Consider the following 24,890-nt stretch of genomic DNA (forward strand, 5'->3'; position numbering starts at 1 on the left):
CCAGTTCACAAGCGTAAATTCGGGTGCAGCCCACCCTAGTTTATTGATTTACGAATCCTGATAGTCAAACCATACCATGGGCTATTTGATATCCTGATCGAGATTGAGAACTTCCGACACTTATTATAAGCTAAAATTGTAAAAATTTCAAACTATCCACCCATTTTTTGAGGTGTTATTGCCGTAAATTGCCAGGGATATTGATACTAGCAATTAGCTCCCTACTCCCTAACCCCTAATTTCAAAATCATACCCTAATTCAGCAACGCCTATCGCTCCTTAGAGTTGGAACGACTTGTTTACTTATCCCAGACTTTGCGCTCTGCACTACCAATATTTACATCCGAATTAATACTTACACCAAGGATTAAACTAAATGACCCTAAGTATTTTTCCAGATCATAAAATTCCCTATAGAGTTCACTCCATTCCTTTAAAAAAACTTAAAACAGAAACAAAATTAGACAAGAATAATTTGTTGAAAAGTATATCTCTTGGCGAACACACCGCCTTTTGGCAGTTATGGTTATTATATCAAGACTATCTTTACGGTCGCTGCATAACTTGGATGGGAGGCGATCGCACGAATGCTGAAGAAGCATTAAGTCTAGCCAGAATGAAGGCGTGGGAAAAACTACCACACCACGCCGAAAAAATTACTAATCCCAAAGCGTGGTTAACTCGAATGACTCATAACCTCTGCGTGGATCTGCATCGAAAACGTCACAGAGGTGCAATGGGTGTTGAAAGTATTGAAGAAATGGCAGTAGGAGAAGACCAGACATTAGCTTCTAGTGAGAATTCTCCTGAGTCAGCTATTCTCCGTCACGAGTTACGAATGTATATCCGCAGTCAAATAGAGATTCTGCCTCCCCGACTGCGAGAGCCTTTTATACTGCATTTTTACCAAGATATGTCTTACTCAGAGATTGCCAAAAAACTTGGTCTCTCTGTGGATAACGTTTATAAACGCATCCAACAGGGGCGAGAAATTCTGCAAAAGCAATTGAAGCCGTATCTATCGGGAATGGATGATTCTCCTCTCTTGTTAAAAGAGGTTGGAGAGGATGAGATTTTCGATGATTTTCAATCAGAAAAATCAGTAATTCCATCTCCTCTTTCCATGACAACCGAGTCCAATTTTGAGCAAATCAATTATCAGGTAACAGCAATATGTCTAGAAACACCAGCCGTTCCGCTGAACTTACCCCAACTTACCCAAACCGAGGTTTGAGCTTTGGAGACAAGCTTCCTGCTTCACTGAAGACCACTGCCCCATGGGCTGTAACCTATCTTCTCCACAGGCTTAAAATCGGCGGGAACTTTACCTAATCATTTAAGTATAACATAACCTTTGCCATTTACCACTAAAAAATTTGAAAATGAAAAAAAGTAAGGAAAGAGTATCTTTAAGTAAGATTTCAGCTTCTGTTTTTACCCCCCGTTTGGTAAAATTATCCGAATCTTCAAAGGTCGAGTTAAATGTACAACTGGTATTAGAGAAAAAAAACACCCGACAACAGCAAAAGTTGAAAACCCTAACTAAATATGTGCAGCAGTATCCTTCTGGATGGAAAAAACGGTTGGAATTAGCCGATCTGCTATATGAAAGTGGAAACTGGGAGTTAGCTGTTGAGGAATATCACCAAGTTATTGAGCGACAACCTCAATTAATTCAAGTGGGGTTGAAACTGGGCAAGCTTTTACAGTTGATGGGAAGGGTGACTGAGGCAATTAAGATTTATGACAAAGCCTTGCCATTATCCAGTAATGTTGCTACTGGTCATCATATCCAGGGTTTGATAGAAGTCTGTCGCTCTCACCCTGACAAAGCAGTAAAAATGTTTGAGAAAGCAGCAGTTTCTGAACCAGAAAATCCATCTCACTGGTTAGCGTTGGGGCGAGTTCAGATGGAACTGAATAATGCTGAGGCTGCATTGAGAGCTTTTGAGCAAATCTTGTTACTTCAACCAGATGATATTGTTGCCTTGATTCACAGTTATGATGCACTCTTAGCAGTGGGTGATTTTCAGGAGGCGGAGTTGAAGTTAAGTCGAGCAGAAGAGTTAGTTCCTGATGATTACTCAGTTTTAAAACGACGGTTGGCGTATCGTTGCCGGATGAAATTGGTATTGGGTGAGGAGGGGAAGCAGACTAAAAAGATAGTTAATGCTGTATTGAAACTAGCTCCCCACTCTGCTGATGCTCACCAGTTAAAGGCTGAGTATTATCGGTTGCGAGGAGAGTCGGCAAAAAGTGTAGCTATATTGAAAAAGTTTACTGAGGAGTACCCAAATAATCCCAATGGGTGGTGTTATTATACCCGGTGTTTGTCTGACATAGGTGAAAATCAGGCAGTTGCTTAAGCTATTTAGAAAGGCGATCGTCTATGTATCAATCATTATCAGTGTGATCTCCGCTGTTGTAGTAGACCGACACTTCTAAAAATGTAGGTTGGGTAGAACGATAGTGAAACCCAACACGCGCCTTATTTTTCTTGGGTTTTTCCGTTGGAAATGCTCCGCAAACGTTCCTCAACCCAACCTACGTTTATTGCACTATTTTAGATGTGTCAGTCTACTAAGGATTCTATAGTTTTGAATTTTTTTAATCGTTTAATTAATGTAAATGCTACAATAGTATTGTACTAAATAATTAATTAAGGTTTAAAGCCTCTCCTTTTAAGGACAAAAAAAATTCCTTTTAGTCAATCCTCTTTTTTTTAAGAAGAGGTAATTATTAATTGTTTAAACAGGAGCATCGGGAGTATTTTGCACACAGACAAGCTAGGACAAACCATGAATATTGACACATAAATTTTGCAAACCATTGAAAAAATGCCAGAATCTCTTAAACAAGAACTTCTACATTACGCTAAGTATTTGATAGAAAACTACTCGAAAGATATTTCACAAGAGCAACATCCTCTCAAAAAACGTCGTTCAGGCATATTAAAAGGGGCGTTTATTTTACCATTGCCTGATGATTTTGATGAGCCGTTGGTAGATTTTAAGGAATACATGGAATGAGTGATTTTTTGTTAGATACTCATACCTTTATCTGGTTATCTGAAAATGATTCTAATTTGCCTAATAACATAAGAGATATGATTGATGTAGCAGATAACATTTATCTGAGTATTGCTAGTCTCTGGGAAATTGCTATTAAGTTGAATATTGGTAAGTTATCACTACAACGAAGCTATGAAAATATTCGGGTTGAACTGGAATCTTCAGATATTCTCTTGCTGCCTATTTCATTTATTGATACCCTGCAAAGTTGTTATTTACCTATACATCATCGCGATCCATTTGACAGAATGTTGATCGCTCAAGCAATGAACAGACCCCTTATTTTGATTAGTCGGGATACTAAATTTGATGCTTATCCAATTTAGAGATTATGGGAATGAATTGATAACTTATATCATGTCCGGTAGCATCGGTATTGTATAGCAAAGCTAGGGAACAGGGAACAGGGAACAGGGAACAGGGAGGAAAGCTTACTCGCTGTGAAAAAAACTTAAATTTCCTGTAGATATCTACCATTGGCTTTACACAAACGATATTAACGGACATGATATTATGGATAATGACTCTTATTACTGATATTTAAAGAGGTGCGTTACACTTTGTTAACGCACCCTACGAGAGCAGACGATCTACCGATAGTAATTATTCTTGCCAGCCTCTGATTTCCTCGATTACTTCATCCGTCATGCGGCGACCATAATTGTGATCATCTCCCGGCAGACCGGCATGTGTGTGCACAGCAACAATACTACTATAATCTTCTGTCATTACGGCTGTGCCACTTGTACCTAGAGCCGTGCTAATTGGATATCCAAGTTGCTCTGGGTTGATTACCGTAATTTCTCCCGTGCCCACATACATATTGTTCTTGTGACCTTCCCAGCCGTACAATCCAACTAGCTTGACATTGAGTCTGTGAAGTTCTCTGTTATCCTTTGCTACGATTTCTGGGGCATTTGTAACCTCAATCTTTTCCTTTAGCTTGACAAGACCATAGTCGAGTGCTTCACTTGTCCTGAGCAAGTTCGATCCAAGCTGACTCTTATCTAAGTTGCGTGGAATGCTATTGGAAGGATACCCTGCAGGGTAATGCCAGTCTACGGCTTCGACTACAGGATAGGGTGGCGTAGCCTGTCCGTTCAATCCCCTTTGAAAACTGACTTTGATAGCCCTTCCACCATCACTTTTATCGTACAGATTGTGGGCACAAGTTAGTACATATAGACCAGTATCCCCTTTGAATTTTGCTGCTATCAGTGTACCTGTGCCCAAATACTTTTTCCCATTTGGAAATTCCATACTAAGTTTCCCAACAAACCAATAGGGGAATTGCTTTGTATTTTCCGGTGCACGTACAGGAACATTCCCTGGGATAGACTTTCCAAGACTATTCAGGGCTTTTTGTCTTTCAGGCTTTATTTCGTAATTGGTCATTTTTTTTCTCCGTTAATTCAGTTTAATTCACGAATGGGGACTAAGCCAGTTGCCTCGTCCTCATCGTTAATTTTAAATTTGTCCGATTATTTATACTACGGACGAATAAGTTAGCTCCCAAGGAGTTAATCCCTACCTGATTTTCTGTCCTCTGTCTCTACACCCTAAAGACGATCTCCAAACCAAATTTCTGAATTTTTTGAGTTAGTGCCAATTTTTCTCTCTCGACTCACTCCATTAAATTCACTTTAAAACATAAAACTCTCTTTTCAGCTAACTTATAGCCGTTTTATTCCCTCTATTGAGATCGCGGTCAATCTATCGAAAAAAGCAGTCAGCAAAAAAGCGAGTGCACCTCTTTACTATTGAAGAGTTGCACTCGCAGTTTATAAAAATAATCGTAGGTTAGGTTGAACTTTGTGAAACCAAACTATCAACCTAAGAAATGGGAAGAGATAATGTTAGGCAAGAGGTAGGAAAAGATAGTGTAGGGTTTCGTTGCCTCAACTCAACCTACAATATCAGGCGATCGTACTAAATTTGATGCTTATCCAATTCAGAGATTATGGAAATGAATTGACAACCTCTGGATAATTGCTCTTATTACTCATAGTTAAATAGGTGCGTTAATGTTAATGTAACGCACCCTACGAGAGCAGGCGATCGTACTTGGATTCAGCCCAAACGAGAAAACACAAAACCCGTCAGAATCAGGAAGTCCGAAGTCCGTCCGCTACAGATACTTGAAGTCCGAATTCGCTCCAGAGTGGACGCATTTGGCCCCGAACTGGTATAACGTCCCGTCCTGGCTGTCGGTGGCCTTGATTGTATACAGATTGTCGATTTGAGGTAAGTTATTTGCATCGAAGGTCCCACAGGAGAATATGTTATTCAAACTCGTGCCAGTGCCCCCCGTAAGGCTTCCCGTGCCGTTGATAGCATTGGCCGAGACGTTAATAAACTGCTTCCCTGAAGGCGGGGTTTGCCCTATCTCAGCATCGGTGGCAGGAGTATGTTTGAAGGTCAGCTCGGAGGCAGCCTTTTGGTCCATTTCGATCTTAATTGTGTAAGTTGCCATTGTAGTCTCCGTTAGTTTGTTTTGGATGGTCTATTTTCATTCCAGTCGGCAGAGCTAACAGTAAGTTTTAGGCAAGCTTAATCTCGGATGCATAGCCTAAAGCTTACTAATCAGCAATATCAATGGAAGTTGTCTAACTATTTTGATCGCAAATTATCTTAAAAAAACAAACCTACTAAGCATTTACGCTCAATATATTCTAGAAGGTTCACTCATTGCGATCGCAGTTTATAGCAGTAACCGTAGGTTAGGTTGAACTTTGTGAAACCCAACTTATCAAGTTAAGAAATGGTAAAATATCATGTCAGGTAAGAGATAGGAAAAGATAGTGTTGGGTTTCATTGGCTCAACCCAACCTACAAGATTGGCTGATAGTTAAAAAGGTGTGTTACATTAAGATTAACGCACCCTAAGAGAGCAGCTATCTATACTTGATAATATAGTTGACAGAAATATTTTTAGGTCGAGTTTCATCTAGACTAACGCGGGCAGGGCTCTCGACACCAGTTGTCTGTCTCATCTCAGATGTTTGTGCTGCTGCAACGCTACCTGGTTGTGCCTGTGCTGATAGTAATAGTATATTGTAGTTGTGCTGGTGTTGCTGGAGAGCATCACACTGAAGTGAGCCGATGCCACTACTTTTACCGGTGCCGTCTGGACCGATTCGTTCAGCAGCTTCTGGATCTAATCCAGAGCCAGCATCAACTCCTCTCATGAATAGTCCACGGTAATCAGGGAGTCTAAATTTATCATTCCCTTGTGTTCCATAAAGTGTTCCGATAACTGCAAATAGTTCAGGGTAGGCATCTATCTCAAGGTAGCGACCATCACACAACATCCAACCTGATGCTTCAGGGTAGATGATGGGGATGTCGGCATTCAAGCTACCGGCTTGTGCATCTTGGCTTGAGCAACCCGATGAAGGGAAAATATTGTTCGCATCGCCAGTGACGGGATTGATTTGCCCAGCAAATGGGCAGACTGTACCAATAGGAACTCCATTTAGCATAATTTCTCCTGTTTGATCTCTTTGATATGGCTTTTTTGATGGTGATAACAGCTATGAATCCCTAGCTCCCTCTCCCAAGCTTGAAAGAGGGGTTAGGAACTTTGTTAAGTTTTGATTCAAACTTTGAAGATAAGGCTAAACTCTATTTATAGCAAGGCTTTCAGTATCTTTGAAGCTTGGTAGCAGTTTCCTTATCGTCCAAGACTTCATTGAACTCAGAACCAAATGATCGCGAAAGTGTTTTCACTTGTTCATAGTTAGCAACCAAAGCATTCTGATATGTAATGGTTAGCACGATGTTTTCGTCCTCAATTGAGGCAGTCACAACAGCTTTATTCATTCCATTTCGAAATTTAAGTTTCGATGGACCTACTATTACATTACTGGATATCACTGTTCCCAATGTTAAGTCGTTAAATATACCTACATGATACGTAGGAGTCATCAGAAACTGACCAGCACTACCACTGTAAACGTGTCGCTTGTAAGCAGATGCATCGCCTGACATCCCTACACCAATATCAGCGAATTGCTTTGACTCATTCTTAATTACAATTTGGTCTAGTTTTTCTGCATCCCCATCCTCTTTAAGCTGTTGAATACCATCCTTGAAAACAACCTTCCACTTCTTTCCTAATGTAGTCCCCAACGTTTGGGATGCTGTATAAACACCTACTCCTTCGGTTTGTTTGTAATTAGCGAGAGCAACATTATATTCAATCTCCCAATTCACTCCAGTCTTTCCCTTTCGCGGCGCTGTAGTTTTTTTCCAAGCTACACTGTCTAACCCTATTAATTGAGGTAAGGTTTGATAGACTACCATAGTCCAAGTGTCATTTGTTTGGTTGTCAAAGTCAACGTAGTAAGTCATTTGATTGGTCTCCAAATTGAGTTATTGGTTTTTGTTGGAGTTTGGACAAAATGTTAATTTCTGTTCTTTGTCCTTACACCCTTAAGACGATCTCAAAACCCAATTTTGGAATTTTTCGAGTTAGCACTAATTTTTCTCTCTCGACTTACTCCATTAACTCCACTTCAAAGCCAAAAACCCTTTTACACCATATTTTGTGGCTGTTTTAGTGCCTTTATTGATATGGCGATCGCTCAATGAGGAGAAGAAGCCATTAAAAAAGTGATGGCCTTTCTTTTATAATATTTGTCCAATTATTTAACTTATATAGTTGGCCTTACCAATTCTGTAATTAGGTATTCCCAGCAATAGGGGCTAGCAAAAAAATAGACTACTAGCTAATCTATTAATCTATAGAGTAGAGATTGCTACTCTGGGAGAAGGCTTCGCCTACGGCTGGCTTGACTCTTTCCGATTGAGGTTAAGCCTAATATCAACGCCTCGCAATGACAACCACAGGCTTTTTTCTATACTAATAATAGGTACCTTATTAACTTGCAAATCCCATATATTCCGATCGCTACTCTTGTGGTTTAAGTTTCATTCTCACCTAAAAAACTACCCAACTCCCAAGTTTTCCTTTTATCCCTTGTAAACCAAAAATCCAATAATCACATCTAGAAGTGCTTCTGGTTCATCAACCCGAATTAAATGACCGCTATTTTCAAAGATTCTTAAATCTGCATTGGGAATAGCTGCAGCAATTTCTGCTGATAATTCTGGCGGACATATCCAATCATGTTTTCCTGCTATTACTAAAGTAGGAGCAGTAATTTTATGTAGTTGATCTAACACATTGTAAGAACGTAAAAAGCCACCGAAGGCAACATTAATAGCATCGGGAGATAAAATAGTTCGGTTCCAACTTTTTCCTGGTGTTTCTGGTTTATAAGTGATAGAATACATCGGCATCATCACCTGAAAATATTCTTTTAGTTGCGCCTCATTCTCAAATTTTCCATCCCATAAAAGTTGAGCGATAGCTTGTTGTTCTTTTGTTCCTTTTTCAGCTAAATTAACTTTTGCTAATTCCAAAAAACGATAGCTTCCAGTAGTAGCAATGACAATTAAAGATTGAACATTTTGTGGATAACGCACTGCATAACTAAGGGCAACCATTCCACCATAAGAAGTACCAATAATTACTATTTTTTCTAACCCTAAATATTGGCGTAATGCCTCCATATCTTCTACATTATTTTCTAGGGTATAAGTTTCTTTTGCTCCTCTTGCCGATCGCCCTTGTCCCCGGTGGTCAAAATACACTAATTGTAATTTTTCACTAAGACGATAGAAGGTAGGTTTTTGAGAAGTATGGTCTGCACCAGGACCGCCATGAATTACAAAAGCAATGGGTTTTTCTCGCATCCGATCCCCATCTGGAACTAGAGCAGCACCTTCAATATCAAAATAGATTTCTGTATCTCGTATTTGAGCACGCATTTTTTTTTAATAAAGGAAGAAGGAAGAAGAAAAGGAATAACCTTAAATATAGTAAATATTTCCCCAACTTTTATACGCTCCGATACCAGGGGAAATGATATTATACCCTATCTGTACGGGTTATTCGCGTTAAATCACCCCTACAAGATGTGGTGGTTATGGGTAAGTCCTGATTTTATTATCTACATCAATTACATTGCCTAAACTGCTTTATAAAACTGATACAAAATATTCGGTGGGTTATAGGGGAAAGTTAAGAGTTCGCGTCGCTACTCATAACTATTATCGCCTAACCGACCCTACTAGACTACCACAGTGTTTAATATTTATTAAACAAACAGTCTCTTAGACTAAAGCTAATAGATTTTTCGTGAAATCTGCTCAACAAAATTACCCAGCCACAAAACTTAAATTATCTCAAATATGAGGCTGGGAAAACACCCATACTTTCAATATTTTTCTAGTCAAAAACTTTAATTAAATTGAATTGTGATATACACAATTAAAGGAGATAAATACTCGAAAACTCTATAATTTTTTTTATTTTCCCTAAAATTCTCAATCAATACTACCTAATTTTATTTTCCCTGATAGATAATTTCTTCTTTCTGAATAACTAGACCATTTATTGCCATACTAAAAGAATTATCACTCACCATAAAAGTTTTATTACCATGAGTTGCCAAATATCCTTGGTTAAATTCTACAGGTAACTTTAAAACTTGATTTGGGTTAGATTTTCTGCCAGCAATTAACATTAATTTGCCGTTTGGTTGACGACAAATATTTGCAAAATAGTTCTTTGATTCAAAATAATTTACCTCAGACCAGTTGGCTCCTCGTTGGGAACAAATACGCTTATTATTGCGGGGAGATTCAGTTAATAATATTGTGTTTTGCTTTGTCTCTAGATTGTTACTAGATGCTAAAACCTTAGATGAAAATGTAGATAAAAGAAATACAATCATCGCAAACAGTCCTAGTTTTAAGAACTGTTGATTAGTCTTGACAAAATTCACAGTTTAGTCCTCTGGTAAATAAATAAATTAGTTCGTTTTATTATACACTATCGGAGCCAAAAAAATAAATATTTTATTAAATTTATATAATTCTTGAATATAAAACCTAATCTGGCAAAGGTTTAATACTAATGTCTATAAAAATCAGTCTGATGACAGATGGATTTACCTTATAGTCTTATACTTAATAGTGGAATATACCTAAAAAGTATCTGTTTTTTTAAACTTTATTTAAAGAAAAATTAATCGTTCTACTACTTCTGTTGACATTTTATTTCAGAAAATTGACTACATATATATATCACTTGTTCTTCACTGATAGTCTTAGCATTTTTTACAATACTAAAAGTAGCACCTGTTACAATATATGTAATATCTCCATCCTCGGCAACATATCCGGTTCCTTCTTCCGCCATTACATTTATCTTAATAATATCTTTAGGATCGGCTTTATGACCACCTATATAAATTAATTTACCATTTGATTTTTGGCAAATATTTGCCAAAAAATTAGCTGTTTCTATATAAAAAGATTCAACTAAAGGTGGATTTTGTTGTGAACATATCCGCCAATCAACTCCCCCTAATTGTGCTAATAATATAGAATTATTATCTGTTGCTCCAGGGGTAATAGAGGCTAAAATTTTGAGGGAAGAAGTTAATAATAAAAATGGAGCAATAGCAGATATTATAAACTTATTAAAATGTTGATTTATTTGCATAACATTTATAATTTTTAGATTGATATCTAATATGAAATGAATTAAAATTACCAATATATACAGTTTTATCAAGGTAGTAGGGTGTCTAACTTTAGAATGTGGGTAAGTTTGAGCAACTGACCTCTCCTCTAACCCGTCTGCTTGTAGGAGGGACGACTGTTCTCCTGAAGCAGCTCATGCTAAGTAGGAATATCCGCGCCTTTTACTTGAATCTTGGATCGTAGCACACCCGGTTTATGACCATAATTCAATGTTTAAATATTGCACATTTTCGTTGATAAACTTGGTTTGTGTCTAACTTAAGTCCCGATCGTATCTCAAACTATTTCTAATTACCGAATAATTAATATAGCAATCCTATTTTATTTGTGTATAAAAGTCTTACTGCTTTTAAGGAACAGGGAACAGGGAACAGGGAACAGTGAACAGGCAAGAGTTTCAGTTTTTTTATCTACTTTTTGGTTTGTCACGACCAATTTAGGATTGCTATAGTTATTAATTATTAATTATTCAGGTTAAAAGCTTTCTTTTTTAAGGAAAAAAAATAATATTTCCTTATATCTAATTAAGAACGGTTTTAACCACAGGTAATTATCAATTATCCATTATCCATTATCAATTATCAATTATCCATTAATTACTAATGAAAAATATAGTTGTTGCGATTGACTTTTCTCAAATAACTCCCACCATTATTTCTCAAGCTGAAACCCTAGCTCAAGCTTTTAAAAGCAAACTATGGTTAATTCATATTACCGAACCCGAACCTGATTTTGTTGGTTTTAAAACTGGACCACAGCCTAAGCGAGATCATTGGGCAGAACAGTTTCGTAAAGAACATAAGCAAATTCAAGATTTAGCAGAGGAATTACGGCAAAAAGGTCTTGATACAGTTGCTCTATTAACTCAAGGTTCAACAGTAGAGACTATATTAGCAGAAGCAAAAAAATTAACTGCTGATTTAATAGTAGTTGGGTCTCATGGACGCAGTGGTATTGATAAGTTGTTTATGGGTAGTGTTAGTGAGGGTATTTTAAAAGATTCTCCTTACCCAGTTTTAGTGATTCCTGCTGTAGCTGAAGTCAGAAGTTAGAAGTCATAATTCAGAAGTTAAATTACTGCTGTGAGTAAATTTTTTGCTTCTTAATTCAGTAGAAGATATTGATAACTGAAATGACTGTTTAATATATTGCAAAAATTAGCAGTTATACCATGTCCGGATGATTAGGTATAATAAAATTATATCTTCCTTAATACCTTATTTTTCTCTCTTCTTCTGTTCTGAATTATGACTCCTGCCTTTTTATTTATAACTATTTAACCGGACATGGTATTATCTATTAGCCTTTCTATTTTTTTATTACTGAAAATAATATCAAGTGAAATTAGTAATTTATCATTATAAATTTACCTATACGATAAATCATTCTTTTTAACACATAAACATCTACGCTCGTAAAGGGTTTCTAGGTTTGCCTGCTTCAATAATGGATAATGGATAATGGATAATTGATAATTGATAATTGATAATTACCTCTCCCTAAAAGGAAGAGGATTGAATAAAAGGAAAATTTTTTCTCTCTTGGTCGATTGGATATGGCGAGGAGACCTCGCCATCCCTCGACCGCTTGTTTCTCAACGGCGAGTGAGAGGCTTTATACCTTTATTTTTCGGTAAGTCCTAAAAGTATAGAAACCGGGTTTATAGTAGATGCCCTACTATACTAACATTTGTGCCGCATAAACCCGGTTTCTTATAACACTTCCATTGCCAACGAATTTAATATTAAATTGTGATTTAACCTAATCATACTGAGTATTTGATTTCACAAATTTAACTAGATTCAGCTTTTTGATAAATAGCCACATCTGTAATTAATGGTAGATGATCCGAACCTACATTTTCACCTATATGACTATTCAAAACTTGAATTTCTGGACTTACTAAACAATGGTCAATAGGAATATAAAATAGTGGAAAATCCGTCGGCCAAGATGGTTGAATACCAAACCCGCGTCGCCCATTTATTAATCCTGTTTTATGAACAAATTGGTGATAATAAGGTGACCATATACTGGTATTAAAATCTCCAACTACTATGATTGGAGATTCCAGTTTTGATACATAATCTGCTAATAATTCTAATTCTTGATTTCGCAGTTTAAAATTAGCTCTTTTAGTAGGAATTGCCGGATGAGTTACGACTAACGAAATAGGTTTTCCAGGAACTTTTAATTGGGTAACTAGAGATTTTCTCGTCTTAGACTTCTGATACCTAGCTGTAATTATTTTATTTGAGTTCTTTAGGGGAATTTTACTGTAAATTGATTTGCCAAATCTGCGGTGCTTATCTTGACTTTGAAAAACATAGGGATAACTCTGGCGTAAAACCTTTAATTTTTCATCCCATTTTTTACTAACTTCTAAAAAAACTGCCACATCAGGATTTTCTTTGTTAACTAAAGCGATCGCTCGATTATATTGCTGATTATTGGTAAACAAATTTAACTGTAAAATTCTAATTTTATTTACCTCGTCTCCAGCCATTATTTGTGATGATTGTAAATACCAAGGAACGATCGCCAATAAGTTCAGTAAAATGCAGCATAAACTCACCAAAGCCAAGATTTTTTTTCGAGTTATTATCCAGAAAAATAAGGTACAGCAACTAATGATAAAATACTGGAATTTTAAATGAGAAGTTAATTCAAATATTTGGTTAAATAATCCTAGATAACCTGTGAGAGAAAATAGAGCAGTGAAAATTGTGATGAGGATAAAACCACAGCGCGGGATTTTTCTCAAATTAATTCCCTTGTGAATAGGATGATGGAGGATTGACCATTTTAGTTGTATTTTCAAAGGCAGAGAAATTGGCAATTTGTCAATTTCATCTATTAACTTTTCTGCTGACTCTGACTGGAGTCGTTTTTGATAATATTGTAGGAGTAAACTATCAATAAATACTTCACTTAAATAGTAAGCAGCTAATCCCAAAAATATTACTATTAAGCCAGTTACATAAGCGCCAAAAAATACATTTAGCTTGATAAAAGCTGTCCCAATACCACTTTTCATCATCCAGAGATATAACCCTGGTATTGCTAAAGTAATAATTTTCTTGATTACTTCATCCATGATTTTTCTATCTTGTTTTGTAAGCATTTAGCCATTAGTTTTCAGGTTTCAACAAACTGATTTTTCCTTTCCTACAGAATACTTTGCAAAAAAGCGATTTTTATTCCTGAAAATGTCTAAGTACCATTAATAAAACTTTGTATAGCATATTATCAATAATAGCTGTTTAGCTAGCGCACAACTTTCCGTTCCGGAATCCTCCGCAAACGTTAACGCTGCGCGACATGGAAAGCGGAGCATTCCCTATACGAAAAAGGGCAGCTCCTCCGCAGGAGGCAAGAGGCTAGCTGACGGCTGTTTGCGCAGCATTCCGTCAGGAAATGCTTACCTTGTTTTTAATTTTGACTGCCGTTAACTGATAACATAAATGACATTTTTCAGTAATTTATGAGCATAAATTTACCTATAAATATTTAACTAGATTCAGATTTTTGAGGAATAGCCACATCTGTAATTAACGGTAGATGATCCGAACCTAAGTTTTTACCAATCTGACTATTTAAAACTTGAATTTCAGGACTTACTAAACAATGGTCAATAGGAATATAAAGTAGTGGCAAATTCGTAGGCCAAGATGGTTGAATACCAAACCCGTTTCGCCCATTTCTTAATCCTGTTTTCTGCACAAATTTCTGATAATAAGGCGACCATATACTGGTATTAAAATCTCCAACTACTATTACTGGAGATTCAAGTTTTGATACATAATTTCCTAATACTTTTAATTCTTGGTTTCTTACTTGAAAACTGATTCTTGTAATAGGAACTGCTAGATGAGTTACGATTAAGGAAATAGGTTTTTCAGCAACTTTTAATTCGGTAACTAAAGATGTTCTTTTATAACGCTTGGATATAATTTTTATATCTTGGTTTTCTAGGGGAATTTTACTGTAAATTGATTTACCAAATATGCGGTTATCTTGAAAGTGGAAAACATAGGGATAATTCTGACGTAAAACCTTTAATTCTTCTGCCCATTTTTCACTAACTTCTTGGAAAATTGCTATATCAGGATTTTCTTTTTTAACTAAAGCGATCGCTCTATCATATTGCTGATTATTAATAAACACATTTAACTGTAAAATTCTAATTTTGTTTACCTCGTCTCCAACAATTATTTGTGATGATGGTAAATACCAAGGAACTATCACCAATAAGTTGAGCAAAATGCAGCCTAAACTCACAAAAGTCCATGATTTTTTGCGAGTTATTATCCAGAAAAATAAGGTACAGCAACTAATTATCAAATATTGCAATTTGAAATGAGAAGTTAGTTCAAATATTTGGTGAAATTGTCCTAGATAACTTACTAGGGAAAATAGAGCAGTGAAAATTGTGATTAGGATAAAAACAGGGCGCATGATTTTTCTCAAATTAATTCGCTTTAATTCCCTTGTGAATAGGATGATGGAGAATTGACCATTTTAGCTATATTTTTAAAGGTAGAGAAATTGGCAATTTATCAATTTCATCTATTAACTTTTCTGCTGAGTCTAACTAGAGTCATTTTTGATAATATTGTAGAAGTAAACCATCAATAAATACTTCACTCAAATAATAGCAGCTAATCCCAAAAATATTACTATTAAGACAGTTACATAGTTGCCAAAAAATAAATTCAGCTTGATAAAAGCCGTCCAAATACAACTTTCTCCAGCTTTACCGGGTAATTAATAATTATTAATTAAATAATTGAGGTTAAAAGCCTCTCCTTTCAAGGGGAAAAAGCGGTTGTTTGCGGAGCAGTCCGTTAGGACGGGATGGCGTTTAGCTGGCGCACAACTTCGTTAACGCTGCGCGACATGTTTGCGGAGCATTCCGTCAGGAAAAAGCGTTTCGCTACGCGACATGAAACGCGGCTCTGCAAGAGCGGGTCTCCTTTCCCTCCGGGACGCTCCGCTAACGCCATATCCAATCAACCAAGAGAAATAAATTTTTTTCTTATTAGTCAATCCTCTCCCTTTTAGGGATGAGGTAATTATCAATTATCAATTATCAATTATCAATTAATGAACTGTAGCATTTTCAATCATCCAGAGATATGACCCTGGTATTGCTAAAGTAATAATTTTCTTGATTACTTCATCCATGAATTTTAATCTTGTTTCAAATTTTAACTGCTGTTAACTGATAACAGGAATGACATTTTTCGGTAATTTATGAGCATAAATTTACCTATAAATATTTAACTAGATTCAGCTTTTTGAGAAATAGCCATATCTGTAATTATTGGTAAATGATCGGAACCTACATTTTCACCAATACGACTATTTAAAACTTGAAATTCAGAACTTAGTAAACAATGGTCAATAGGCATATAAAATAGTGGTAAAAATGTTGGCCAAGATGCTTGAATACCAAACCCGCGTCGCCCATTTCTTAATCCTATTTTCTGCACAAACTGTTGATAATAAGGCGACCATAAACTGGTATTAAAATCTCCAACTACTATTACCGGAGATTGAAGTTTTGAGACATAATCTGCTAAGACTGCAAATTCTTGATTTCGCTCCTGAAAACTAACTTTTGTAATAGGAATTGCCAGATGAGTTACGATTAAGAAAATAGCTTTTCCAGGAACTTTTAACTGAGTAACTAGAGCTGTTCTTTTATAAGACTTAGATATAATTTTTATATTTTGGTTTTCTAGGGGAATTTTACTGTAAATTGATTTGCCAAATATGCCTTTGCCAAATATGCGGTTATCTTGGTTATAAAAAACATAAGGATAACTCTGGCGTAAAACCTTTAATTCTTCCGCCCATTTTTCACTAACTTCTTGGAAAATTGCTATATCAGGATTTTCTTTTTTAACTAAAGCGATCGCTCTATCATATTGCTGATTATTAATAAACACATTTAACTGTAAAATTCTAATTTTGTTTACCTCGTCTCCAACAATTATTTGTGATGATGGTAAATACCAAGGAACTATCACCAATAAGTTGAGCAAAATGCAGCCTAAACTCACAAAAGTCCATGATTTTTTGCGAGTTATTATCCAGAAAAATAAGGTACAGCAACTAATTATCAAATATTGCAATTTGAAATGAGAAGTTAGTTCAAATATTTGGTGAAATTGTCCTAGATAACTTACTAGGGAAAATAGAGCCGTGAAAATTGTGATGACGATAAAAACAGGGCGCATGATTTTTAAATTCAAAATTCAAAATTCAAAGTTCAAAATTGTTGGCTCTAATCTATTAATAATTAAAGAATTAATGTATTATCAATTATTGAACGAATAATTAAGGTTTAAAGTCTCTCCTTTAAAGGAGAAACAATGAACTTATTTTCCTTTTATTCAATCCAATCCGTTTTAGGGAGAGGTAATTATCAATTATCCATTATCCATTATCCATTATTAATTACTGAATCCAAACCTCAGCGTAAAGTCTGAGGTGATTTTGAATTGTTTTTACCAGATTTAGTTGTATCTTTAAAGGCAGATAAATTAACAAACTGTTAATTTCATCTATAGCCATAAGAAATGATTTGTGAGAAAAAACTTTAGGGGTTTGGTCTCGAAATATCTTTGCACTTGAGTTTGCAGAACAAACCCCTATGATAAAATTTTACCGAAATAATTAATAATTAAACAATTAAATAATTAGATTATTCACGCCTTGAAGCCTCCCCTTTCAAGGGGAAAAAAGCGATCGTTTGCGGAGCATTCCGTCAGGATGGGATGCCGTTAGCGAAGCGGGTCCGTAGGAGCGGGTCTCCCGCTCTTAACAGAGCCGCGTTTCATGTCGCGTTTGCGTTAGCATTCCGTAGGAAAGCGAAACGCTTTTTCCTGACGGAATGCTCCGCAAACATGTCGCGCAGCGAAACGGCATATCCAATCGACCAAGAGAAATAAATCTTTTCCTTATTCGTCAATCCTCTCCCTAAAAGGGAGAGGTAATTATCAATTATCAATTATCAATTATCAATTATCAATTATCAATTAATGAAAACCTATTTAGGATTGATATATTAACTTTTCTGCCTTTAAATGTCAAATTAATTTATAGCCAAAGTTTTGCCAATAAAAAAATCTTGTTAGTCAATCCTTCTATTATAGAAGAGATAATTCTAAATTCCTAATTCCTAATTCCTAATTCCTAATTCCTAATTCTAAATTCTTATCGAATAATTAAGGTTTAAAGCCTTCTACTTCAAGAGAAACAATGAATTTATTTTCCTTTTATTCAATCCAATCCGTTTTAGTGAGAGGTAATTATCAATTATCCATTATCAATTATCAATTATTGAATTCCTTTCCCGCAACTTCAACAATATTTGATCATGCACTTCCCGCGTAATTGGATATAAATAAGCTAACAATAATCCAACTATTAAAAATATAGTAGGTAAAGGACCTATCGCTACCCGAACTGCTAAAAGTGCTGACTCTGGTTGAGTAGGTGGAGCTTCTCCAGGAATAGTTTCAATAAATCCAGCAATATCTAAAGCTAATCCTACCAAAAACAAACCAATAGCTAATCCTATCTTTTGCAAAAAAACCATAAAAGAATAAAAAATTCCTTCCCTTCTTTTCCCTGTATTTAACTCATCTAAATCAATAACATCTGGTATCATTGACCAAGGAACTAAATAAGCAGTTGATACTCCAAAACCTGCCATTACTGCCAAAAAATACATCAAACTAACTTGTCCTGGTTGGATAAAAAATAATCCACCCTGAGCAATTATCCATAAACAAAGACCCATAAAATAAACGGCTTTTTTACCAACCTTTTTACTAACAAAACTCCAGACAAATAACATAATTAAAGCAGTACCTTGAACAGCGATCGCTACTTGAGGAAAAGTTGCTTCTGGTAGCCCCATCCAGTTAATTACAAAGTAAGGCAAAATTGAAGCTGTTAATTGTACTCCCAACCAAGAACACAAATAAATTCCAATCACAAATAGAAACGGACCATTACTAAAAGCTATACGAATTTGTTCAACAATTGGTAAATTAGTATTATTATCTTCTTCCTGTTGTCTATTATGAGAAAGTGTGCGTTTTCGAGTACCAAAAAAACACCAATATATAGGTAAAACAGCAATTATCGCACAGACTATACCTAACACTAAATATTGTTGAATAGGATTATCTTTGAAAATAGAAAAAATTAATTGAGCAATAACCAAAGAAAGAATACTACCACCAATAGAAAAAGCAAACCTAAAACTATTTAAACTGGTACGTTCATTGTAATCTTGTGTCAGTTCAGGAGTTAGAGCAGCGTAGGGCAAATTAACAATAGTATAAGCAAGATTAAATAAAACAGCAATTACTACATAATACCAAAATAAAACTGATTGATTAGTAGTAGGAACTATCCACTGTAAAAAGAATAAAATACCAAAAGGAATAGCACCAAAAACCATCCAAGGATAACGTCTACCCCAAGGATGAACAGTGCGATCGCTCATTACTCCAATAATTGGATCGTTAATAGCATCAGAAATTTTCCCAATCATCAAAATACTACCTGCAATACCAGCAGGTAAACCAGCAACATTAGTGAAGAAATATAGCAAGAAAAATACCTGAACATTAGCACACATAGCTGGACCTAAATCTCCAGCACCATAAGCTAATTTTGTCCAAAAGTTAAGTTTTTCAGTTTCAATATAATTATTATTCATTATTTATTAATTAATAAAAATACACTATAGAAGCCTTATAGTATCTCCGCAAAGGTAAGGGTTTTTGCTAAAGGAGTCAGGAGTCAGGAGTCAGGAGATGGAGAATTATAGAATAGAAGAAAAAAGAGGTAATTATCAATTATTAATTATCCATTATCCATTAATGAAACCTCTCCTAATTTTTACAGATATGTGTAGTGATTATTATACTATTTACCCTGGTAAAATCTCACAAAAAAATCTAAATTTATGAGGTAACTATAGTTTAGATGACAAAAAAGGTATTAACCATCGTTGTGTTTAACACCATATTTTGTTAATTTTCCTATTCCTTCTAGCTTTGAGTAATTTTTCACCTCAGATTAGTCGCAACAAAACCCCCTTTTTTGACATTTTTAGATTGCTTAACCTTTTGTAATAAGTACCTATAAGCCACTCCAGACCTTTTTTTTTACTTTCAGTAACTAAGGTACATATCTGATACAAACTTGTCGATTTCCGGAATAATAATTAATATATGAATAGAAGAAAAAAATTTTTAAGAAACTAAATTTAATAAAACAAATGCACAATAAAAAGCAAAAAAATAACCAATACTTGTGAGGGATCAATATTATTTTCATTCATTCCCATTAATAATATTGGTCTAAAAAGTCCAAAATATCTAAGTTTTGCTGAAAAACCAAATTTAACAAAAATTATCGTAAGCATTCAGCCGTCAGCCGTCAGCTATTGTTTTTGGTTTGAAATTTAAACCCCACTCTTAAGACTATACTTTATAAACATCTTTCTTAGTATAAAACTCTATATTATAGATACCCTTAAGAGCTGGTTCTTATTGCTGATAGCTGAATGCTAATAGCTGAATGCTTACAAATTATCTCAAAGCTGTACCACGATGAAACAGCTTAATTTTAGGAGAAATTAAAGCTATGACAAACATAATAGCCATTCAACAAAGGACTGCTTCTACTAAAGAAAAATCTTTAATATTATGGTTTGATGAAGTTGGCATTAATGACATCCCATTAGTAGGAGGTAAAAATGCCTCTCTAGGGGAAATGATGCAACAACTTAGTCCCAAAGGTATCAACATTCCTAATGGTTTTGCTACCACTACTTATGCTTACCGTTACTTCATGGAAACTGCTGGTTTACAGAAAAAACTGCGCGATATTTTCGCTGACCTTGACGTTGAAGACATCAAAAATTTGCAACAACGGGGTAAAAAAGCGCGAGCATTAATAATGAATACACCCTTTCCAGCAGAACTAGAACAAGCGATAACCATAAGTTACGAAACCTTATGTTACCTCTACGCTAAAGACACAGATGTTGCAGTGCGTTCCAGCGCGACTGCCGAAGACCTACCTGATGCCAGTTTTGCCGGACAACAAGAAACCTACCTGAACATTCACGGGATTAAAAATGTAATCAAAGCAGCTCATAAATGTTTTGCTTCAATATTCACAGACCGTGCCATCTCCTACCGCACTCTCAGAGGTTTTGACCACTTTGATGTCGCTCTCTCGGTTGGCATTCAAAAAATGGTTCGTTCTGACCTTGCTACTTCCGGTGTAATGTTTTCCATTGACACCGAAACCGGATTTAAAAATGCTGCCTTAATTTCAGCAGCTTACGGTTTAGGGGAAAATGTCGTCCAAGGTGCAGTTAACCCCGACGAATATCTAGTATTTAAACCAACACTCCGAGAAGGTTTCCGCACTATTCTCAACAAACGCCTTGGCAGCAAAGCAGTCAAAATGGTTTACGATGGCGGTAACTCCACGAAAAACGTACCCGTTCCAGAACGAAAAAAACAACAGTTTGCCTTGAGTGATGATGAAATTTTACAACTTGCTCAGTGGGCGGTAGTTATAGAAGACCACTATTCCCAAGTGCGCGGTAATTATACGCCAATGGATATTGAGTGGGCAAAAGATGGGAACGATGATAGTTTATATATAGTACAGGCGCGACCAGAAACAGTACAATCTCAAAAATCTAGTAATATCCTTCATACTTATCACTTGCGCGAGAAGGGTAAAGTCTTGGTTACAGGTCGTGCTGTGGGACAAGCTATCAACCAAGGTAATGTGCGCGTCATTCTGGATACAGATAAAATTGACGAGTTTCAACCAGGGGAGGTATTAGTTACTAACAAAACTGACCCCGACTGGGAACCTATTATGAAAAAAGCTAGCGCTATAGTTACTAACCAAGGTGGTCGTACTTGTCATGCTGCTATTATTGCGCGGGAGATGGGTATTCCGGCGATCGTTGGTTGTGAAAATGCGACTGAACTATTGCGCAATAGTTCTGAAGTAACTGTTTCTTGTGCTGAGGGAGAAGTAGGGATAGTTTATGAGGGTTTGCTACAGTTTGAGGATGTACAAACAGTATTGGATGATATACCTGAAACTCGCACTCGTATTTTGATGAATGTGGGCAACCCAGAGGAAGCTTTTAAGTTATCGGCAATTCCTTCTGATGGTGTGGGTTTGGCACGCTTGGAATTTGTGATTGCTAATCATATTGGGGTGCATCCTTTGGCATTGTTGAATTTTGACGAAGTGGCAGATGAGGTGGAAAAGGCAAAAATTGCTGAGTTGACTGTCGGATATGAACGTAAGGCAGATTTCTTTATCGATCGCCTAGCTTATGGTATGGGATCGATCGCTGCTGCTTTTTATCCGAAACCTGTCATTGTGCGGATGAGTGATTTTAAGAGTAATGAGTATGCTAACTTATTGGGTGGGAAACAGTTTGAACCCGATGAAGAAAACCCGATGATTGGTTGGCGGGGTGCATCTCGTTATTATCATCCTAAATATCGGGAAGCTTTTGGTTTAGAATGTGTGGCACTGAAGCGGGTAAGGGATGAAATGGGATTAGCAAATGTGATTCCTATGATTCCGTTTTGTCGTACACCCCAGGAAGGGAAGAAGGTATTAGCAGAGATGGCTAAGTATGGTTTGGAAAGGGGTAAAAATGGTTTGCAAGTTTATGTGATGTGTGAGTTACCTAGTAATGTGATTTTAGTGGAACAGTTTGCTCAGGTTTTTGATGGTTTTTCTATTGGGTCAAATGATTTAACTCAGTTGGTATTAGGTTTAGACCGAGATTCGGCATTAGTGGCAGAGGTTTTTGATGAACGCCATGATGCTGTGCGCAGGATGATGCAGATCGCGATTACTATTGCCCATGACTGCGGACGTAAGATTGGCATTTGTGGTCAGGCACCGAGTGACTATCCTGAGTTTGCTAAATTGTTGGTAGAATTAGGAATTGATTCTATTAGTTTGAATCCTGATTCTGTATTGAAGACTCGATTTGAGGTAGCGAAGTTAGAAGATAGAAGTTAGAAGGTTTTTCATAATCATAATTATTAGACCACAAAGTAGGGACGTTGCATGCAACGTCCCTACAAGGTTATTATTCAGCTTATGTTATAGTAATACTGATAATATATATTTTTTTCCAACACTTCCCCACACTTCCTATACCATTACTATGGACTACCATCGACTTACCCAGCACCGCTATCCAACGCCAATCTTAATGATACTGAGGTGTATTGTCCTGATATTCTAAAAAAGTGAAATTTTTCTGAGAATCATCTAAAACTAATTTCAGCCTAAATCTAACTTCTTATTGTCTTTACTTCAGCAATTTCCTAATCATGCTTTTTATCTTAGTTGTATAAGTCAACTAACGGAGTTAAGATGATGAACAATACTTTCAAGACACTTACCATTACCACTACAATATTATTAGCTACTATCAGTGGTATTGTAATTACTCCAACTACCGTCTCAGCACAACCTGACACTAAAATTATTGCCCAAAAGCTGATAGCAAATGGCTCTTTCGTTACAGTTGAACAAAACCATCCCACATCAGGAAACGCTAGAATTATTACCGAAAATGGAAAACGTTACCTAGAATTTACTGAAGATTTTACTACTGTCACAGGTCCTGATGTACGAGTTATTCTACACCGAAATAGTAGCATTCCTGTGAACGTTAAGGAAGAAAATTATATTAATCTGGCAGCGTTGAAGAATGTTAAAGGAACCCAAAGATACGAATTACCACAGAATGTTAATCTTAATGAATTTAAGTCTGTTGGTATCTGGTGTCGTAAATTTAATGTGACTTTTGGTTATGTGCGACTCGCTTTAAAAGCTAGTTAAAATCTAATACCATTTCTCTGTAACAATGTGCTTAATAATTGTTGCTCAGACCTTATTACACTGACTCTTTATATTAATTATATTAAGTGCAACTTCATGGAGAAATGGTATAAGTATAAAATTATCTTCAGGATGATCGACAAGGTAAGAAACTAACCAAATCTGCTTTGGTCTTACAACCCTCATTCCAGTAACAACTTATGGAATTTACTACTATACTTATGATAATTTGATGCAGTTGTTTATTTTATTATTCCTGTGGCTTTTCCTCTAGAGATAAAAGAGCTTTTTTAGGGGGTTTATTCATCTGATTGAGTATGGAAGTTAGCCTTTCTCTAATAAATTGAATCATTACTAATAACATAACCCATAGAGAAATAGCCACAATATAACCACAGGAAATTAAATCCCAAAAGAATTGTACAGTATCATCTTTTTCTACATTTAGTAGAGTTATATTTGAGTCCTCAATAAAATTATTAATTTGGTTCACTTTCTCCTGTTTTGAGCGTATCGATCCATCAGACATACCAAATAAAATATTGCCTTTTTTTGTTTTCAGCATAATTTGATAGGAGTTTCCATCTTCATCTGTATATCTGTTTAGTGTTGCGCCTTTTAACTCACCAGGTAAAAATGTCTGTGTTTGTTGTTTCAGAATATTTGTTCTGTGTAACTGACAGTATATTTCGGCATTCGGAGATTTTTTGCATTCAATATTTACTTTTATATCCCGAAATATTAGCCATATCAGCATTAGCAATAACACAAAGAAAATTATGAGAAACCATATTCTATTCTGTCAATCATTTTTCTTAGAAGAACTTTTATGATTTTGCATAATTTAACTCCTAAATTTGCAGAAACTTAACTATATCTCAGGGCAACTTACAACTTTTATGCAACTTATAATTATTTTGTAGTTATAGCGGTTTTCACTTCATGACTTGCATTACTTCTTCCTTCTCTCCTAGATAATATGAGCCTTCTTCCTTTAAACCCAAATCTCTGTACTCTAAAAAACATGAAAACTGCTATAGCGTTTCTCAAGCTTATGAGGTACACAAGCTCTTTAATTTCTTTTCTATTCCCTCCATACCTATTCCCTCCATACCAGTTAAGTGTTCCCAGTTAAGTGTTCCCTAAAACAAAGGAATTTTGTACCTCACGCTTCTTGGGAATTGCTATATAAGATTTATGGTAGTCCTGCATTGTAATGGTGAAGATATATATTTTTTAATTTCTTCTCACGCTCCCGCACTT

Annotated in this window: 20 protein-coding genes; 8 read left to right on the forward strand and 12 right to left on the reverse strand. The window is 35.9% G+C overall.

The window, feature by feature from the left end; translation table 11 throughout:
• Window positions 1-376: 376 nt before the first annotated feature.
• The 4 genes from ACP6PK_RS19700 (at window position 377) to ACP6PK_RS19715 (ending at window position 3,397) form a co-directional block, all read left to right on the forward strand.
• A complete protein-coding gene (locus ACP6PK_RS19700) occupies window positions 377-1,234 on the forward strand; it encodes an RNA polymerase sigma factor (RefSeq protein ID WP_426561926.1) in 858 nt (285 codons plus the stop codon).
• A gap of 148 nt (window positions 1,235-1,382) precedes the next feature.
• Window positions 1,383-2,366: a tetratricopeptide repeat protein gene (locus ACP6PK_RS19705; RefSeq protein ID WP_426561928.1), complete on the forward strand. Its 984-nt coding sequence runs from the start codon at window positions 1,383-1,385 to the stop codon at window positions 2,364-2,366.
• Between the two features lie 471 nt (window positions 2,367-2,837).
• Window positions 2,838-3,029 carry a type II toxin-antitoxin system VapB family antitoxin gene (gene vapB / locus ACP6PK_RS19710; protein ID WP_426561930.1) on the forward strand — a complete coding sequence of 64 codons (192 nt, stop codon included), beginning with the start codon at window positions 2,838-2,840 and terminating at the stop codon, window positions 3,027-3,029.
• A complete protein-coding gene (locus tag ACP6PK_RS19715) occupies window positions 3,026-3,397 on the forward strand; it encodes a type II toxin-antitoxin system VapC family toxin (RefSeq protein ID WP_426561932.1) in 372 nt (123 codons plus the stop codon). The genes vapB and ACP6PK_RS19715 overlap by 4 nt, the downstream gene beginning before the upstream one ends.
• A 277-nt stretch (window positions 3,398-3,674) precedes the next feature.
• On the opposite strand, the gene ACP6PK_RS19720 is transcribed toward ACP6PK_RS19715, so the two are convergent.
• The 4 genes from ACP6PK_RS19720 to ACP6PK_RS19735 all read right to left on the reverse strand — a co-directional run bounded on the left by ACP6PK_RS19720 (window position 3,675) and on the right by ACP6PK_RS19735 (window position 7,424).
• Window positions 3,675-4,466 carry a trypsin-like serine peptidase gene (locus ACP6PK_RS19720; RefSeq protein ID WP_426561934.1) on the reverse strand — a complete coding sequence of 264 codons (792 nt, stop codon included), beginning with the start codon at window positions 4,464-4,466 and terminating at the stop codon, window positions 3,675-3,677.
• Between the two features lie 733 nt (window positions 4,467-5,199).
• Window positions 5,200-5,544 (reverse strand): hypothetical protein, encoded by a 345-nt coding sequence (locus tag ACP6PK_RS19725; protein WP_426561936.1) that lies wholly within the window; start codon window positions 5,542-5,544, stop codon window positions 5,200-5,202.
• A gap of 421 nt (window positions 5,545-5,965) precedes the next feature.
• Window positions 5,966-6,427, reverse strand: coding sequence for a phage tail protein (locus tag ACP6PK_RS19730; RefSeq protein WP_426561938.1), 462 nt, complete (start codon window positions 6,425-6,427; stop codon window positions 5,966-5,968).
• Window positions 6,428-6,713: 286 nt separating this feature from the next.
• Window positions 6,714-7,424, reverse strand: coding sequence for a hypothetical protein (locus ACP6PK_RS19735; protein ID WP_426561940.1), 711 nt, complete (start codon window positions 7,422-7,424; stop codon window positions 6,714-6,716).
• A gap of 105 nt (window positions 7,425-7,529) precedes the next feature.
• Here ACP6PK_RS19735 and ACP6PK_RS19740 point away from each other — a divergent pair, with 105 nt between their 5' ends.
• Entirely contained in the window at window positions 7,530-7,664 is a 135-nt protein-coding gene (locus ACP6PK_RS19740) for a hypothetical protein (RefSeq protein ID WP_426561942.1), read from the forward strand.
• Window positions 7,665-8,045: 381 nt separating this feature from the next.
• Here ACP6PK_RS19740 and ACP6PK_RS19745 read toward each other — a convergent pair whose 3' ends face one another.
• The 3 genes from ACP6PK_RS19745 to ACP6PK_RS19755 all read right to left on the reverse strand — a co-directional run bounded on the left by ACP6PK_RS19745 (window position 8,046) and on the right by ACP6PK_RS19755 (window position 10,647).
• Window positions 8,046-8,906 carry an alpha/beta fold hydrolase gene (locus ACP6PK_RS19745; protein ID WP_426561944.1) on the reverse strand — a complete coding sequence of 287 codons (861 nt, stop codon included), beginning with the start codon at window positions 8,904-8,906 and terminating at the stop codon, window positions 8,046-8,048.
• Between the two features lie 578 nt (window positions 8,907-9,484).
• Complete coding sequence (locus tag ACP6PK_RS19750) at window positions 9,485-9,925, reverse strand: hypothetical protein (RefSeq protein WP_426561946.1); 441 nt, start codon at window positions 9,923-9,925, stop codon at window positions 9,485-9,487.
• 254 nt (window positions 9,926-10,179) lie between these two features.
• Window positions 10,180-10,647, reverse strand: coding sequence for a hypothetical protein (locus ACP6PK_RS19755; RefSeq protein WP_426561948.1), 468 nt, complete (start codon window positions 10,645-10,647; stop codon window positions 10,180-10,182).
• A 643-nt stretch (window positions 10,648-11,290) separates the two neighbouring features.
• On the opposite strand from ACP6PK_RS19755, the gene ACP6PK_RS19760 reads away from it, so the two are divergent.
• Complete coding sequence (locus ACP6PK_RS19760; protein WP_426561950.1) at window positions 11,291-11,740, forward strand: universal stress protein; 450 nt, start codon at window positions 11,291-11,293, stop codon at window positions 11,738-11,740.
• 740 nt (window positions 11,741-12,480) lie between these two features.
• Here ACP6PK_RS19760 and ACP6PK_RS19765 read toward each other — a convergent pair.
• The 4 genes from ACP6PK_RS19765 to ACP6PK_RS19780 form a co-directional block, all read right to left on the reverse strand.
• Window positions 12,481-13,812, reverse strand: a complete 1,332-nt coding sequence (locus tag ACP6PK_RS19765) for an endonuclease/exonuclease/phosphatase family protein (protein ID WP_426561952.1) — start codon at window positions 13,810-13,812, stop codon at window positions 12,481-12,483.
• A gap of 386 nt (window positions 13,813-14,198) precedes the next feature.
• Entirely contained in the window at window positions 14,199-15,146 is a 948-nt protein-coding gene (locus tag ACP6PK_RS19770) for an endonuclease/exonuclease/phosphatase family protein (protein WP_426561954.1), read from the reverse strand.
• Window positions 15,147-15,970: 824 nt separating this feature from the next.
• Window positions 15,971-16,933, reverse strand: coding sequence for an endonuclease/exonuclease/phosphatase family protein (locus ACP6PK_RS19775; RefSeq protein WP_426561956.1), 963 nt, complete (start codon window positions 16,931-16,933; stop codon window positions 15,971-15,973).
• Window positions 16,934-18,024: 1,091 nt separating this feature from the next.
• Window positions 18,025-19,431: an MFS transporter gene (locus ACP6PK_RS19780; RefSeq protein WP_426561959.1), complete on the reverse strand. Its 1,407-nt coding sequence runs from the start codon at window positions 19,429-19,431 to the stop codon at window positions 18,025-18,027.
• Window positions 19,432-20,363: 932 nt separating this feature from the next.
• Here ACP6PK_RS19780 and ppsA point away from each other — a divergent pair.
• Both ppsA and ACP6PK_RS19790 read left to right on the forward strand, forming a co-directional pair.
• Window positions 20,364-22,796 (forward strand): phosphoenolpyruvate synthase, encoded by a 2,433-nt coding sequence (gene ppsA, locus ACP6PK_RS19785; protein ID WP_426561961.1) that lies wholly within the window; start codon window positions 20,364-20,366, stop codon window positions 22,794-22,796.
• A 360-nt stretch (window positions 22,797-23,156) separates the two neighbouring features.
• Window positions 23,157-23,627 carry a DM13 domain-containing protein gene (locus tag ACP6PK_RS19790; RefSeq protein WP_094672402.1) on the forward strand — a complete coding sequence of 157 codons (471 nt, stop codon included), beginning with the start codon at window positions 23,157-23,159 and terminating at the stop codon, window positions 23,625-23,627.
• 250 nt (window positions 23,628-23,877) lie between these two features.
• Here ACP6PK_RS19790 and ACP6PK_RS19795 read toward each other — a convergent pair whose 3' ends face one another.
• Window positions 23,878-24,384, reverse strand: a complete 507-nt coding sequence (locus tag ACP6PK_RS19795) for a hypothetical protein (RefSeq protein ID WP_426561963.1) — start codon at window positions 24,382-24,384, stop codon at window positions 23,878-23,880.
• Window positions 24,385-24,890 lie beyond the last annotated feature (506 nt).

This window comes from Dapis hubbardiae BLCC-M172 (assembly GCF_050016015.1).
In the GTDB taxonomy this organism is placed as follows: Bacteria; Cyanobacteriota; Cyanobacteriia; order Cyanobacteriales; family Microcoleaceae; genus Trichodesmium.